Source organism: Enterobacter hormaechei subsp. xiangfangensis, assembly GCF_001729785.1.
In the GTDB taxonomy this organism is placed as follows: domain Bacteria; phylum Pseudomonadota; class Gammaproteobacteria; order Enterobacterales; family Enterobacteriaceae; genus Enterobacter; species Enterobacter hormaechei_C.
Genome location: NZ_CP017183.1, coordinates 3,418,772 through 3,431,151, shown reverse-complemented (window position 1 = coordinate 3,431,151; position 12,380 = coordinate 3,418,772). Strand labels below are relative to the sequence as shown.

Sequence of the window (12,380 nt, the reverse complement as noted above, 5' to 3'; positions counted from 1 at the left end):
GAATGAAGAAGACCTGGTTCCATCATACCGATTGCACAACCCAGCAGTCCGAAGAACTTATTGCGGAATACCAGCGCCGCGGCGTGAAGGTAGAGCGCAACCTGAACTCAGATTATCTCACCTGGACCGTCAGCGCCCGGCTGCCTGAAGGCAATAAACCACCGCGTATAAATCGCCGGTGGCAAAACCGGATATGGGGGTGAGCATGGCTATTTATCGCAGCAAAAAATGGCTCGCCGCCGTCGGCCAGATCGAGCGTTGTGTTCTTTGTGGAGCATGGGGGACGCAGGTGGCACACCGGAACGAAGGGAAAGGCATGGGATTAAAAACCGATGACTGTGCGACAGCTGCGCTCTGCGTTTGCTGTCATGACAGCATTGATAACGGAAATAAGCTGAACAGAGATGAGCGTCGGCAGCTTATGGACCGCGCGATTGTTCTGACAGTGATTGAAGTTGCCCGCCGCGGGCTGGTGGTGCCCGCATGAAAATTTACGAAATTACGCCGATTGGCAAACCCCGAATGACCCAGCGAGACCGATGGCATAAACGCCCGGCAACGGCTGCTTACTGGGCATACAAAGAGCAGGTCCGGCTGCTGGGCATTAAATTGCCTGAAGCCGGATATCACGTCACTTTCGTTATCCCCATGCCAAAGAGCTGGAGCAAGGCAAAGCGGGAGCAATATGTCGGCCAGCCTCATCAACAAAAGCCGGACAAAGACAACTTGGAAAAAGCTTTGCTGGATGCAGTGTTTGACGAGGATAGCCATGTCTGGGACGGGCGGGTTACCAAAATCTGGGGAGAAACCGGGCAAATTATCATCGGGGAGGCCACATGAAGCCAGAAACGCTTGAGGTACTACGCGCGCGCTGGCAGCGCCTTCGCATTTACCGCTACCGGGGATCGGTGCTGGTGGATTACCGCATCTTCCGTAATTACATCAGAATTGAATCAAAGCAGAGGGGCACATGAAACTGGAAGCAGCACTTAAACATTTTAGTCCTCAGGGAATGCATATCAGCGAAGATGTAAAGGGAACCTCTCCGGATCGTCTCACCGGCACTGATGTTATGGCGGCCATTGGCACCACCAGCAGCCGTGCGCGCTTCGGCCTGGCTGCTTTCTTCGGCAAAGCCGGCATTAGCAAAACAGATGAACAACTCGCAGTTCAGGCGCTGGCGCAGTTTGCCATTAAAAACGCCCCTAAAAATGTCCGCAAAGCCGCTGGCGATAAGCTCGGAGCCTGCATGTTGACGCTGGCGCAGTTTGCTTTCGCGGAGTATTCCTGTTCGGCGGCTACCAGCGTGATGTGTCACAGCTGTTGTGGTACCGGCCGGACCACTAAAGAGCAGGTCACCCGCAAGGTTTCGTACCCTTGGGGTAAAGCGCCATACTGGGCCAGCCGCTCCCGTGCCGTTCGTCCGTCTGACTGGGAGCTGTGGACAGAGGTAACAGAGGTTGTACCGGCGGTCTGTGATGTTTGCGAAGGCAAGGGAACGATAAGCGCCCGTTGTCGTTGCGGCGGCATAGGTGAAGTGGTGGACCGTAAAGCAACGAAGGAACGTGGCGTACCAGTTTTCAAAACGTGTGAACGTTGCTCTGGTATTGGCTTCTCTGCTATCTCCTCGGCGACGGTATATCGCGTCATTCTGAAGCGACTCCCTGACCTTCATCAGTCATCATGGTCGCGTAACTGGAAACCACTCTTTGAAATGCTTGTGGACACGCTGCGCAAGTGGGAATGTCAAGCGGCTGTCGAATTCGAGAAGGCAACAACTTAATAATATGATCGAAGCAAATGACGACGCATTTTTGCATGTTAGGGTTGACTTTGCATAAAAATGTCCTGTATGATTTCCACAGTTGATTATTGCGACCAAATGAAATTAAACCCGCTTTAGTGCGGGTTTTTGTAGCTAATTCATTAATTTCCACAGACAAGATCAGCTATGTAAGCGGCTGCACTTGAGCCACCTTTAACATAATCATATTTTCCAGCAACTTTTCCGCTCATTTCATACATTGTTATTTCACCAAACTCATTTTTGCATGCTTTAGAAGGAATGGTGAAATGAGAGTAGAGAATTTTCGCACTGGAGTTCTTGGAAATTGGAACTTCTTGTATGATTATTGACCGAATACCTTTGTTTTCAGTCAATGAACGTTCCTTACCATAGAAGTTGAAATTGTTTGTATTTGTCAGAAAGATCCAGCCGTCAATTTTGTCAGCTGTGTATGCAGGAAGAGAAGAAATAGCTAATAAAAATGCTCCTGCTAACTTCAATTTTTTATGCATTAATGGTTTTCCTCGTTATCCATTTTTGACTGGTACGCTTAAAGATGACACATCATCATTTGGTGATCAGGTTATCGGCACCATTCGCAAGCTATTTAATTAAAATTTCTGGTCGTGATCCGGCGTGCCTTTGCCATATCCGCGTCATGAGTTACACGATGGGTCACAGAACCTTCCGAGTGTGAGCCATAGGAATATGGCAAAGCGATTTTTTACCGCGATGCTATAGTTAAAGTGGCATTCGATAATGCTCTCGATACTGAAAATACTGGGTGGGGAGACACCCGCTTCGCAGAGACAACTGCATGACCCATGACCAGCAACCCAATGCTGGTCTTTTTTTTCCACTGGTCAGTGCACGGAGCTTCTACCTCTGTGGTTCAAGGTTCGAATCCTCGATGGTGGACCATTAAGCACTACAACATTCGTTTACTGAAGGCTACCATCCGTCGGCCTTTTATATGCTCTTGACTATGCAAGCATGTTTTACAGAAAGGTGCTTGCATATGTCAGGCGACAAGAAAGATCCAAAGGGTAAAGCTAAGGGCGGGGTTGCCAGGGCGAAGTCTCTTACTAAAGAGCAGCGTTCTGACATTGCCAAAAAGGCTGCTGCTGCAAGGTGGAGGGATAAAATTCACAAAGCCACCCATATGGGTAATTTCAAAGATGAATTTGGAATAGATGCTGAGTGTTATGTCTTAAGTGATGAATCGAAAACCGCAGTAGTTACTAAGGCTGGACTTGCTCGACTTTTAGGTATCGGCAACTTCGCAAGGGATGTCGATAAACTACTAAGCGCTGGTTACATGAAGGAGTTTGGTGGTCCAAGTTTAAAAGCGAAAATTGAAAATCCTATTAATTTTCAATATAGTGGGCAGTCCAAAAACATCAATAACGCTCATGGGTTTGATATTGATGTGATCGTTGATATCGGAAAGGCGCTGATAGATGCAAAAAGTGCCGATGCTCTGCCACCGTCTAGAATCCCTGCTGCCGATACAGCTCAAAAACTAATAAATGCTTCCGCTAAATCAGGTATAAAAGGCGTAGCCTATGCATTGGCCGGTTATCGACCTGAAGTTCAAGAGGTAATCGATGCTTTTAAGGCATTTGTACGAGAGGAAGCCCGCCAATATGAGAAAGAGTTTCCCGACGAGTTGTATGAGGAATGGTATCGGTTATATGGACTTAATCGTCCGGAAAAAGGCAGGCCGATCCGCTTTGGACAGTTGACTAATATGCAAATTTACGTCCCACTGGCTAAGAGTAAGGGGAAGATATTAGAGCAAATTCGCGCCAGTAGGGATGAGAATGGAAAGCAATCAGATAAGTTACACCTCTTCCTTTCTGAAATTGGCGTCAAGGCCTTACGACAACACATCGGCAAACTTCTTGGCGTTGCAGCAATGAGCGACAACAAAGAGGAGTATGAGGCCGGCATTGAAAAAGTTTTTGGCCGTATCAAGCCAGAATTATAAACTTTCTGCCCGGCCACCGCGCCGGGTTTTTATTGTCTAAAGTCTTTCCCAATACTGCCGATAATCTTCGTTCTGAAATTGAAAAAAATAAATATCTGCATTCGTTGCCCGCTCCCGTGCGGGCTTTTTTTATTCCCCTCATTACTGAGAGGATACACAGCTATATGAGGGGAGACCTATGTCCGATCCATTTTCCGGCACAGGGCTGGCCGGTTTAGCTTTGACTGGAGCCAGTGTTTACGGTCTATTGACCGGAACTGATTACGGTGTTGTTTTTGGAGCATTTGCAGGCGCAGTATTCTACATAGCGACAGCGGCTGACCTGAGTGTGTTACGTCGCCTGGCATACTTCTTCGTGTCGTATATCGTCGGCATTCTTTGTTCGGGGTTGTTGGGGGCAAAACTCACATGCTGGACGGGGTACACCGAGAAGCCTCTGGATGCTATTGGTGCCGTAATAGCTTCTGCGTTAGCCGTTCAAATCCTTACGTTCCTGAACAAGCAGGACATCGGCTCGCTGGTGGCGCTGATAACGCGCCGGGGAGGTTCAGGTGGTACTAAATGACCCAACAGCAACTATCAACGCGCTGCTCTGCGCCGGAGTTGTAATTACTCTGATGTTTTACCGCCGTGGTGATTCGCGGCATCGGCCATGGATTTCGCGTTTAGCCTGGCTGATTACCGTCACTTACAGCGCTGTACCGCTGGCGTACCTGTGTGGGATCTACCCGCATTCATCATGGGCCACCATTGCGGCCAATATCATATTCCTTTCCGTGCTGGTGGCCGTCAAAGGCAACGTTGCACGTCTGGTTGATCATCTGAGGCACTAATGAACCAATCACAATTTCAGAAGGCGGCTGGTATCAGCGCCGGATTAGCTGCGCGCTGGTTTCCGCATATCGACGCCGCCATGAAGGAATACGGCATCACCGCACCGCTTGATCAGGCCATGTTTATTGCCCAGATGGGGCATGAAAGCACCAGATTTACCCGACTGGTGGAGAACCTGAATTACGCGGTTGAAAACCTGGTACCGACGTTCGGCAGCCACCGCATCACTCAACAGCAATCCGCCGCACTTGGCAGAACGGCAACGCAACCGGCAAACCAGAAAGCGATCGCCAATCTGGTATACGGTGGTGAGTGGGGAAAAGAACACCTTGGCAATCAGGTCGCTGGTGATGGCTGGAAATATCGCGGTCGTGGGCTGAAACAGATTACCGGCCTGAGCAACTATCGCAGTTGTGGCCAGGCGTTGAAACTGGACCTTGTTACTCATCCGGAGCTGCTTGAAAAGGATGAATACGCCGCGCGCTCTGCCGCATGGTTCTATGCCTCCCGCGGTTGCCTTCTTCATTCCGGCGACATTGAGCGCGTGACACTGTTAATCAATGGCGGCCGCAACGGGCTGGATAAACGCCGTGCGCTGTTTAATCTGGCGAAATCAGTTTTGGTGTGAGGTGAGAGTGGGTATCGAAACGATAATCGGGCTGGCCGCACTGGTGATTTCCGCCATTGCAGGCGCTTTTGGCCTGGGCCATATTCGCGGCACCAGCAAAGCTGAAGCGAAAGCCGACCAGCAGCGCACCAAAGATAACGCAGCGGCAACGGTCGCAGCAGCCGAACGCCGGGTAGAAGCAACGAAAGAGGCCAGCAATGTACAGCAGACTGTTAACCATATGTCTGACGACGATGTTGATCGCGAGCTGCGGGACAACTGGACCCGTAAGGGTTGAGGTAGCCGATACGTCTTGCGACTGGGTTAAACCCATCTACTGCACAGCGCACGACTGGGATGTACTGGACAGGCAGACGAAGCGCGACATCCTGGCGCATAACAAAGCGTGGCAGGCGAACTGCAAGTAGGCCTTAATTGAAAGATAACTAAATAAATTTTCCAAATGGTCGTTATATAGAGAGTGTGTTTAATTAAGGGGGCAAACAATGCCTTTTCTCATGGTGTTCTTTGTTGTCATTATGGTGTTACTCCTCTGGAAGGCAGGAATACCCCAGGCTATCATTATGTTAATCATACCCATCATGTTTAGTACTTTGGGAGGTATGGTTGCCGCCGTGGGAGTAAGCGCGTTCGCTACACCTATTGTTGGAGTGCCTGTTGGAATCGTTGTATTTTTAATGTTGATGGGTAAGTTTTTATCCAGGAGGTAACCTAAATCCAATACTGAGGACAGGCATGTCACATGAATAGCTATGGCTTTCTTATGCGCATTCTTCATCTATTACAAAGCTCATCTGCTGGTTGCTAATGATGATAAAATGCAGAGTCCCATGGATTTTGGGGTAGGAAAAGCCTGGATATGATGCTAGAAATCATAACATTAAAAAGACCGTGAGATGCAGTATGAAAATCTTAGGATTGGATGAGTACAGAACCCTTCGTGAGGGAGGGACAATGAAGTATTTTGAACTGGAACGCATGCCTAACAGCACTTGGGCTGCCATTTTCGAAAGTTTGTTTGCCGAAAAGGATGAAAAGGCATGGGTAGAGGGTTACTGCATTGTAACGAACTGCTCAAACAGTGAAGTATCCACCCGGTTCATATACTTGAAAGAAAAGTGCGAAGAAGCGAACTCTATATACAGGGTTAAGCATTCTGCACTATAACTAATTAAAGAAAGTTAAACTCCTGGTGATTTGTTTGCTGCCATTTTCACTTCTTTCAGAATTGAATTCAGGTGAATGAGTTAAAAAAGACTTTTGGGCTATTAAAGGTAACGTAAATCACAGGCAAAAGATTCGTCAATGTGATTGAGTGTTCATGGGACTAACAATCTTCTCTTGTAAGGAATTATGTGTAGAAGGAGATTTTATGGCACAGCTATTGATTTTTGCTGATGATGAGCCTGCTAAGTTGCTGAAAATTCGAAGTTATCGGAGCAAGATTCTTTATCTGTATGCTAATGATGAGGTGAGGTGTTTGGATGTGGTGATTTTTTTTTCAACTTTTCTGAAAGGCGAAAGTGGAGCCATATTGGTGGCAGCCGACAGATACGTGAGCAGGAAAGAAATTATCGAGGCTTATGATGCTCTGCTTGGTTGAAAGCAGCGAGACTGGCGCGTAGCAGTAGGATGGGGCATGCTTGGTTCTATACGTCAGTAGAGTGATACAGGAGTTCATATCGGCCAGACGAAGCGTGATGCTACTTTAATCCAGCGGGTGAGCGCTTAATATTGTTTGTCCCAACGGTTCGAACCCATTTCTGATTACCACATTCAAGCCACTGGCACTCGCTGGTGGCTTTTTTTATTGGAGTGAATAATGGCAAAACCGGACTGGGGAGAGCTTCAGCAACGGTTCCTGTCCGAACATGCCGCAACCGGCGTATCACCAAAGGAATGGTGTGAAGCGCAGGGACTGAACTACGCTACCGCCCGACGATATATCAAAAAAACTTCTGCGCAAAAACCTGCGCAGAAAAAAATGCGCACTGCGCAGAAAGATAAAAGCGCAAATGAACTGGTGGATGATGATGGACTTACTGCTCAGCAGTGCTTATTTGTCGCGGAGTATCTGAAGGACAACAACGCCACCGCTGCCGCTGCACGTGCTGGTTATAGTGACCCAAACTACGGCCGTCAGCTCATAACGAATCCTAACGTTGCGCAGGCCATTGCGCATCAGCAGAAAGCCTCCATTGCGCGCACGCTTGGCGGTGCCGATGAAGTCCTCGCGCAGATTTGGCAGCTCGCCACCTTCGATGCAAACCAGCTTTCACAGTATCGTCGCGGCGCGTGTCGTTACTGCTGGGGATTCGGTCACCAGTACCAGTGGCGCGATATGGTGGAGTTCGAAGAGAAACGCCTCGAAGCGCTTGAACGGAAAAGTCGCGAGCCCGTCGATGTAGGCGGCTATGGCTACGATCACACCAGAGAAGCTAACCCTGGCTGTCCGCGCTGTAACGGCGATGGTATTGGTCAACCGTATTTCCCTGATACACGAAAGCTCCCGGCAACTTCTCGGCTCGCTTACTCCGGCGTAAAAGTCGGTAAGAACGGCGTCGAGATAACCGCTATCAGCCGTGAGCGAATGTTCGAAGCCGTAATGAAACGGCTTGGCCTGGCGGATAGCGAGTTCGCTCAGCGTCTCCAGCAGATCGAAATCGACCGCCGGTTGCTGGAAGTGGAAAAACTCCGCAAAGAGCTGGCCGGTGATGGTGATGATGACGAACCGACCCCAGTGCAGATTAATATCAACGTAGTGGACGCGAGGGCGGAAGATGGGGATCAGCCCGACACTTAACATTCCTCAGGCGCGTTTCCTCGCGATGCAGCACAAATTCAAAGCCTACGTTGCCGGGTTCGGTTCCGGCAAGACGTGGGTGGGTTGTGGCGGCATCTGTAAAGGGATGTGGGAGCATCCGAAAATCAACCAGGGCTACTTCGCTCCAACATATCCGCAGATTCGTGACATCTTCTACTCACCAGGCCGGAGCGACCGTTACGCTTCCGTTCGTTATTCAGAACGGGCAGGTGTTCATCAGAGACGCGCTGATAGGTGATGGCACCATCAACAACAACAAGATCGGCAACTACATCCAGTCCAATAACTATGTCGCTGGCTCAGTCGGATGGAGGCTGGATAAGGGAGGTACGTTTGAGAACTACGGTTCGACAGCTGGTGAGGGGGCCATGAAGCAGACTAATCAAACGATCAGTGTCAAGGATGCCAACAATGTGTTGAGGGTGCAGATAGGGAGAATCACTGGCACATGGTAACGGGAGGCCTCTTACGGGGCCTCTTTTTTTTCAGGAGGACTGGATGGCGGAATATGGTGTTCAGACATGGGACGCCTCAGGCAATGTTAATAATTATGGCGTTAAGCCTGTCAGCGTTTGTGGCTATCTCCAGCTGGCCCAGAACCAGAAAACAGCCTCTTACACCGTAGCGCTTCCACCGGGTTGCAGGCTGACCTATTTTCAGAGCATGAACGGCGAACAGTTTGGTACGAGTCGGAGGAAGATCACCATTTCAGGGGGAACCGCAACAGTGTCAGCAGTAGGCGATACCGACTACTCAGCAGGGACTGAGCCTGCGGCAGCGGCTTATCTCATTTTCCAGATCGAGAGGGCATAAATGGCGGAGTATGGCGTTTTACTGACGACGACCAGCGGGGAAGTATGGGTGACCGCGAACAGCTCGCCAATCGCTCTACAGGAACGAAAGATAGCGGCACTTCAGGGAACATCGGGGTTTAATACCAAAGTGACGCACACATTCCCCGCAGGTCAGCCTGTTAAGGCTGCCTCCCCAGTAGTTAAGTTGTTTGCAGACGGTTCGTTTGAAACTAATGACGAATCAGAGGGCTGCACTGTAACCCGTCTGGCTACCGGCCAATATCTGGTGGAAGGGTGTCAGGGGCTGAACTCAGACGCAGCATGGGGCGGCATCGATGGAGGTTTTGACATCCCAACCGATCGCAACAAGCAACCGCTTATCTGGCTGGATTATGAAGTTAACGCCGATGGTTCTTTACTGGTGAAAACCTATCACCGTACTCACCCTGATGCGCCAGCTTTCGGCAGGAACGAAATAGAAGGCGTAAGTGATGGTGATCCGGCCGACATCCCCCGCGACCAGTTTGTATCCGTTCGTGTCGAAATGCCTGCCGATTCTTTATACAACCAAAAAATCAGAGCAGCAGAGCTGGCCATGATTGCCGATGCGGGTGAATAAAGGTCGGTTTGGGAAGTGCAGCTATTCTTGATTCTGGGGCAGGACTGAATCAGGTGCTTACATCAACGAATGATGGCACTAAAAGTTTTGGGTTAGGAGCAACGTATCCATCTGTCAGCACTAATGGCCAAGTGGCTACAGATTCAACGGGGTTTTACAGACAAAATAATACAACGGGCTCCAATTTCTTTGGGCATTGGGGGGCTGGGGTTGGGATTATGTATAGCTCCCCAACTAAATTTAATATTTTCGTCAGGCAAGATGGCCAAATTTATTTCAATAAAGTTTCATCTGGATCAGAAGACTGGAGAGCTATAGCCAAGACAACACTTAACACGACTGTCGATAGCAATGGTTTCCTTAAAACGGCCTCACCCGTCGTTAAGATTTTCAGCAGCGGTAGATGTGAAACTAATGAAGAATCGGAAGGTTGTACTGTAACTCGCATGAAAACTGGAGAGTATCTGATCGAGGGCTGCATGGGAATGAACTCAGATGCTGCCTGGGGAGGTGTTGATGGTGGGTTTGTTATCCCTAAAGATCGCAATGGGCAGGCATTAATATGGCTTGACTACGAGGTAAATGCCGACGGGTCAGTGCTCGTGAAAACATTCCACCGGGAATACCCGACAGCACCGATATTTGCGAGGAACTCACGGGAAGGTTTAGTAGATGGTGAACCGGCCGATATTCCGGCCGATCAGTTTGTCAGTGTCCGGGTAGAGATGCCGCAAAACAGTATCTGGAATCAGCGTGTGGCTATGGCTGAAGTTCCTGATTTATCCGCTGATTAAAGGCAGAATCATCTGGCATATCCAGGCGAACATCGATCCAACTGTTCACCGGCACGTCCATCGGTTCCCCTTTCGTTTTGACGATCTCCACGCCATCGCTCAGCATGTATTTCTGTTTAAACAAGCGGATAGTCAGTCCGCCGCTTTCAGTCTGCTCCGCTTCAACAACACCCATCTCGCCCATGCCGCCAGGGTCCATTGGCGGCAGCAGCTGCCAGCCTTCTGATGCCAGTCCATCCGAACCGGTAAGAATATATACCCCAACATCCAGCCGAGAGATTTTGATCCCTTCAGCCTCGGCGTTCGCCGTACCGCACCCGCACCAGACAAAACCTGATTCATCTATATCAGTGCGTTGACATTCCTCCTGGCTTTTCACAATACGGGCAACCGGTGAAGCAGCCTTAAGAGTTCCGTCGCTGGCTTTGGTGGTATTACCATCATCGTAAACTTTTCGCCAGGCATTGAAACTGAGAGCCTCTCGAGTGCGCCAAAAGAAACCAATTTGCCCCCTGGCTGCAAACTGTGCAGCATAACCTGCATCGGCATGGTGAGATGCATTTACTCCATAAAATAATGTATTTTGAGCTGGAGCGTCGGTCTGACTGGAAACGAATGAGGATCTACCTTGCCTTGCAATATCTCCCCAGGAAATTGAGTTTACACCTCCAGCGCCAAGACCCCATGCACCGTTAATCAACGTAACCCCGACTGTGGTGTCAATTGTGGAGGATTGAGCCTCTTTCGTTGCGCTACTTCCCAAACCGACGTTTTATAGATTGCCCTGCGGCATCCATGCCGATAACTTCACCTGATTTTTTTGCAGAAAATATTGGGTGAAAAATATGCAAATTGGCTACGTTAGGGTGTCAACAAATGACCAAAACACAGATCTTCAGCGACAAGCTCTCGAACGCGCAGGATGTGAACAGGTTTTTGAGGAAAAAATGAGCGGGACGGTAGCGAACCGGCCAGCGCTTAAAAAGCTTCTTCGTACGCTGAGTGAGGGCGATACGCTGGTAGTGTGGAAGCTGGATCGCCTCGGGCGAAGCATGCGAAATCTGGTACTGCTGGTCGACGAACTCCGGCAGCGCGGCATCCACTTCAAAAGCCTTACGGACAGCATCGACACTTCCAGCCCAATGGGGCGTTTCATATTCCACATCATGTCAGCCTTGGCCGAGATGGAGAGGGAGTTAATCGTGGAACGCACCCGGGCAGGACTGGCGGCAGCCCGGGAGAAAGGGCGCATAGGCGGCAGAAGGCCGAAGTTAACCCCTGAGCAATGGGCGCAGGCTGGCAGGCTGATCGCAAACGGAATGGACAGAAAGCAGGTGGCGATTATTTACGACGTTGCGGTGTGCACCTTGTATAAAAAATTTCCGGCGCGGTAGGGGTAGAGGAAAAAAATATTGAACATTTAATCCAATTTTCGGAATAAAGTATTGAAATGATGTAATAAAGTTGTTGAAATTTTGGTAAGCGGTTGGGTTGAGCATTGGGGGTATTCATGGCAAAAACAGATTCTATTACACCTGAAGAGTTTAGGGCTATTCACTTTGAATTGTCTAAAATCTCATCAACATGGGCAGACTTATGGCTAACATTGTTTTCTCTCCGTGCTGAAGGCAGCAGGGTGATTACTATTAGATATTCCGATATCGAAGATGACATGCTGCACTTGGCTGGAACTCCAAAATTTGAGCCACGAACAATTAGATTAAATTTATTGCTTTCTAAGTTAATTGCGTACAGAAAGGATTGCAATCCTTCTGATATTTATGTTTTCCAGAGTAGATCAAATCGAGTTAAAGGATTAGCTAGGCCTGTGACTGTAATAGCAATGAATAATGCCTTAAAACAAGCATCCAAATATGTAACAAGGAAAAACATCACCATGAAAAGTGCTTTAAGGGTGATCGGAAGGAACTAGATGGACGGGGGTTCATACACTACATACCCACCTGTGTATGGAAGGTTAGGGCGATGGTCTATGAGCACGTCCTTTATCAAGTCATTATTCATCCCTGATGCTTTTCGATTTACTACTCGATTGGATGTAAGATATGTACATGCATGAATCTTAGGAGGGATTTCGAGTAAGTAAAATG

At 49.0% G+C, this 12,380-nt stretch carries 18 protein-coding genes and 3 pseudogenes; 19 read left to right on the top strand and 2 right to left on the bottom strand.

Going from position 1 to position 12,380, the window contains the following annotated elements:
* The first annotated feature begins 2 nt into the window (after positions 1 to 2).
* Genes BFV63_RS16360 through BFV63_RS16345 form a run of 5 tightly spaced genes read left to right on the top strand, consistent with a single transcriptional unit; the run spans position 3 to position 1,783 of the window.
* Complete coding sequence (locus BFV63_RS16360) at positions 3 to 203, top strand: hypothetical protein (protein ID WP_017692885.1); 201 nt, start codon at positions 3 to 5, stop codon at positions 201 to 203.
* Between the two features lie 2 nt (positions 204 to 205).
* Positions 206 to 487 (top strand): hypothetical protein, encoded by a 282-nt coding sequence (locus BFV63_RS16355; RefSeq protein ID WP_017692886.1) that lies wholly within the window; start codon positions 206 to 208, stop codon positions 485 to 487.
* A complete protein-coding gene (locus BFV63_RS16350; RefSeq protein ID WP_006811583.1) occupies positions 484 to 840 on the top strand; it encodes a RusA family crossover junction endodeoxyribonuclease in 357 nt (118 codons plus the stop codon). The genes BFV63_RS16355 and BFV63_RS16350 overlap by 4 nt, the downstream gene beginning before the upstream one ends.
* Positions 837 to 974 carry a YlcG family protein gene (locus BFV63_RS23130; RefSeq protein WP_006811582.1) on the top strand — a complete coding sequence of 46 codons (138 nt, stop codon included), beginning with the start codon at positions 837 to 839 and terminating at the stop codon, positions 972 to 974. Before BFV63_RS16350 ends, BFV63_RS23130 begins: the two co-directional genes overlap by 4 nt.
* The gene (locus BFV63_RS16345) at positions 971 to 1,783 is read left to right on the top strand and encodes an antitermination protein (RefSeq protein ID WP_006811581.1); all 813 of its coding nucleotides are present in this window, start codon (positions 971 to 973) and stop codon (positions 1,781 to 1,783) included. Before BFV63_RS23130 ends, BFV63_RS16345 begins: the two co-directional genes overlap by 4 nt.
* Before the next feature lie 143 nt (positions 1,784 to 1,926).
* Here the strand turns inward: BFV63_RS16345 and BFV63_RS16340 are convergent, their stop codons facing one another.
* Positions 1,927 to 2,298 (bottom strand): hypothetical protein, encoded by a 372-nt coding sequence (locus tag BFV63_RS16340; RefSeq protein WP_006811580.1) that lies wholly within the window; start codon positions 2,296 to 2,298, stop codon positions 1,927 to 1,929.
* A gap of 506 nt (positions 2,299 to 2,804) precedes the next feature.
* Between BFV63_RS16340 and BFV63_RS16335 the strand changes: the two genes are divergently transcribed.
* From BFV63_RS16335 to BFV63_RS16275, 12 genes and pseudogenes are all read left to right on the top strand, one after another.
* Positions 2,805 to 3,776 carry a P63C domain-containing protein gene (locus tag BFV63_RS16335; protein WP_006811579.1) on the top strand — a complete coding sequence of 324 codons (972 nt, stop codon included), beginning with the start codon at positions 2,805 to 2,807 and terminating at the stop codon, positions 3,774 to 3,776.
* A 178-nt stretch (positions 3,777 to 3,954) separates the two neighbouring features.
* Positions 3,955 to 4,341 (top strand): phage holin family protein, encoded by a 387-nt coding sequence (locus BFV63_RS16330; protein ID WP_063155753.1) that lies wholly within the window; start codon positions 3,955 to 3,957, stop codon positions 4,339 to 4,341.
* Positions 4,328 to 4,609, top strand: a complete 282-nt coding sequence (locus BFV63_RS16325; RefSeq protein WP_022651286.1) for a phage holin family protein — start codon at positions 4,328 to 4,330, stop codon at positions 4,607 to 4,609. The genes BFV63_RS16330 and BFV63_RS16325 overlap by 14 nt, the downstream gene beginning before the upstream one ends.
* A complete protein-coding gene (locus tag BFV63_RS16320) occupies positions 4,609 to 5,238 on the top strand; it encodes a glycoside hydrolase family 19 protein (protein WP_023304238.1) in 630 nt (209 codons plus the stop codon). Before BFV63_RS16325 ends, BFV63_RS16320 begins: the two co-directional genes overlap by 1 nt.
* Before the next feature lie 7 nt (positions 5,239 to 5,245).
* Positions 5,246 to 5,515: a hypothetical protein gene (locus BFV63_RS16315; RefSeq protein WP_023314673.1), complete on the top strand. Its 270-nt coding sequence runs from the start codon at positions 5,246 to 5,248 to the stop codon at positions 5,513 to 5,515.
* Between the two features lie 1,095 nt (positions 5,516 to 6,610).
* Complete coding sequence (locus BFV63_RS16300; protein ID WP_063155751.1) at positions 6,611 to 6,841, top strand: hypothetical protein; 231 nt, start codon at positions 6,611 to 6,613, stop codon at positions 6,839 to 6,841.
* Positions 6,842 to 7,060: 219 nt separating this feature from the next.
* Complete coding sequence (locus BFV63_RS16295; RefSeq protein WP_047721184.1) at positions 7,061 to 8,041, top strand: terminase small subunit; 981 nt, start codon at positions 7,061 to 7,063, stop codon at positions 8,039 to 8,041.
* Positions 8,019 to 8,219: pseudogene (locus BFV63_RS22755) on the top strand (terminase large subunit domain-containing protein); the annotation flags it as partial. The gene BFV63_RS16295 and the pseudogene BFV63_RS22755, both read left to right, overlap by 23 nt.
* Positions 8,218 to 8,517: pseudogene (locus BFV63_RS23195) on the top strand (phage tail tip fiber protein); the annotation flags it as partial. The pseudogenes BFV63_RS22755 and BFV63_RS23195, both read left to right, overlap by 2 nt.
* A gap of 43 nt (positions 8,518 to 8,560) precedes the next feature.
* Entirely contained in the window at positions 8,561 to 8,875 is a 315-nt protein-coding gene (locus BFV63_RS16285; RefSeq protein ID WP_069597569.1) for a hypothetical protein, read from the top strand.
* Complete coding sequence (locus tag BFV63_RS16280; protein WP_234794286.1) at positions 8,876 to 9,475, top strand: phage tail fiber protein; 600 nt, start codon at positions 8,876 to 8,878, stop codon at positions 9,473 to 9,475.
* A gap of 323 nt (positions 9,476 to 9,798) precedes the next feature.
* Positions 9,799 to 10,269, top strand: a pseudogene (locus BFV63_RS16275) (phage tail fiber protein); the annotation flags it as partial.
* Here the strand turns inward: BFV63_RS16275 and BFV63_RS23445 are convergent.
* A complete protein-coding gene (locus BFV63_RS23445; RefSeq protein ID WP_232969905.1) occupies positions 10,235 to 10,969 on the bottom strand; it encodes a phage tail fiber protein in 735 nt (244 codons plus the stop codon). The pseudogene BFV63_RS16275 and the gene BFV63_RS23445 sit on opposite strands and share 35 nt — an antisense overlap.
* A 145-nt stretch (positions 10,970 to 11,114) precedes the next feature.
* Here BFV63_RS23445 and BFV63_RS16265 point away from each other — a divergent pair, with 145 nt between their 5' ends.
* Both BFV63_RS16265 and BFV63_RS23125 read left to right on the top strand, forming a co-directional pair.
* Complete coding sequence (locus BFV63_RS16265) at positions 11,115 to 11,663, top strand: recombinase family protein (protein ID WP_058670589.1); 549 nt, start codon at positions 11,115 to 11,117, stop codon at positions 11,661 to 11,663.
* A gap of 116 nt (positions 11,664 to 11,779) precedes the next feature.
* The gene (locus BFV63_RS23125) at positions 11,780 to 12,202 is read left to right on the top strand and encodes a hypothetical protein (RefSeq protein WP_006811569.1); all 423 of its coding nucleotides are present in this window, start codon (positions 11,780 to 11,782) and stop codon (positions 12,200 to 12,202) included.
* Positions 12,203 to 12,380: the final 178 nt, after the last annotated feature.

Excerpts from the sequence above, each read along its gene's own strand:
- BFV63_RS16360 (WP_017692885.1), top strand. The coding sequence starts at position 3 with ATGAAGAAGACCTGGTTCCATCATACCGATTGCACAACCCAGCAGTCC.
- BFV63_RS16355 (WP_017692886.1), top strand. The coding sequence starts at position 206 with ATGGCTATTTATCGCAGCAAAAAATGGCTCGCCGCCGTCGGCCAGATC.
- BFV63_RS16350 (WP_006811583.1), top strand. The coding sequence starts at position 484 with ATGAAAATTTACGAAATTACGCCGATTGGCAAACCCCGAATGACCCAG.
- BFV63_RS23130 (WP_006811582.1), top strand. The coding sequence starts at position 837 with ATGAAGCCAGAAACGCTTGAGGTACTACGCGCGCGCTGGCAGCGCCTT.
- BFV63_RS16345 (WP_006811581.1), top strand. The coding sequence starts at position 971 with ATGAAACTGGAAGCAGCACTTAAACATTTTAGTCCTCAGGGAATGCAT.
- BFV63_RS16340 (WP_006811580.1), bottom strand. The coding sequence starts at position 2,298 with ATGCATAAAAAATTGAAGTTAGCAGGAGCATTTTTATTAGCTATTTCT.
- BFV63_RS16335 (WP_006811579.1), top strand. The coding sequence starts at position 2,805 with ATGTCAGGCGACAAGAAAGATCCAAAGGGTAAAGCTAAGGGCGGGGTT.
- BFV63_RS16330 (WP_063155753.1), top strand. The coding sequence starts at position 3,955 with ATGTCCGATCCATTTTCCGGCACAGGGCTGGCCGGTTTAGCTTTGACT.
- BFV63_RS16320 (WP_023304238.1), top strand. The coding sequence starts at position 4,609 with ATGAACCAATCACAATTTCAGAAGGCGGCTGGTATCAGCGCCGGATTA.
- BFV63_RS16300 (WP_063155751.1), top strand. The coding sequence starts at position 6,611 with ATGGCACAGCTATTGATTTTTGCTGATGATGAGCCTGCTAAGTTGCTG.
- BFV63_RS16295 (WP_047721184.1), top strand. The coding sequence starts at position 7,061 with ATGGCAAAACCGGACTGGGGAGAGCTTCAGCAACGGTTCCTGTCCGAA.
- BFV63_RS16285 (WP_069597569.1), top strand. The coding sequence starts at position 8,561 with ATGGCGGAATATGGTGTTCAGACATGGGACGCCTCAGGCAATGTTAAT.
- BFV63_RS16280 (WP_234794286.1), top strand. The coding sequence starts at position 8,876 with ATGGCGGAGTATGGCGTTTTACTGACGACGACCAGCGGGGAAGTATGG.
- BFV63_RS16265 (WP_058670589.1), top strand. The coding sequence starts at position 11,115 with ATGCAAATTGGCTACGTTAGGGTGTCAACAAATGACCAAAACACAGAT.
- BFV63_RS23125 (WP_006811569.1), top strand. The coding sequence starts at position 11,780 with ATGGCAAAAACAGATTCTATTACACCTGAAGAGTTTAGGGCTATTCAC.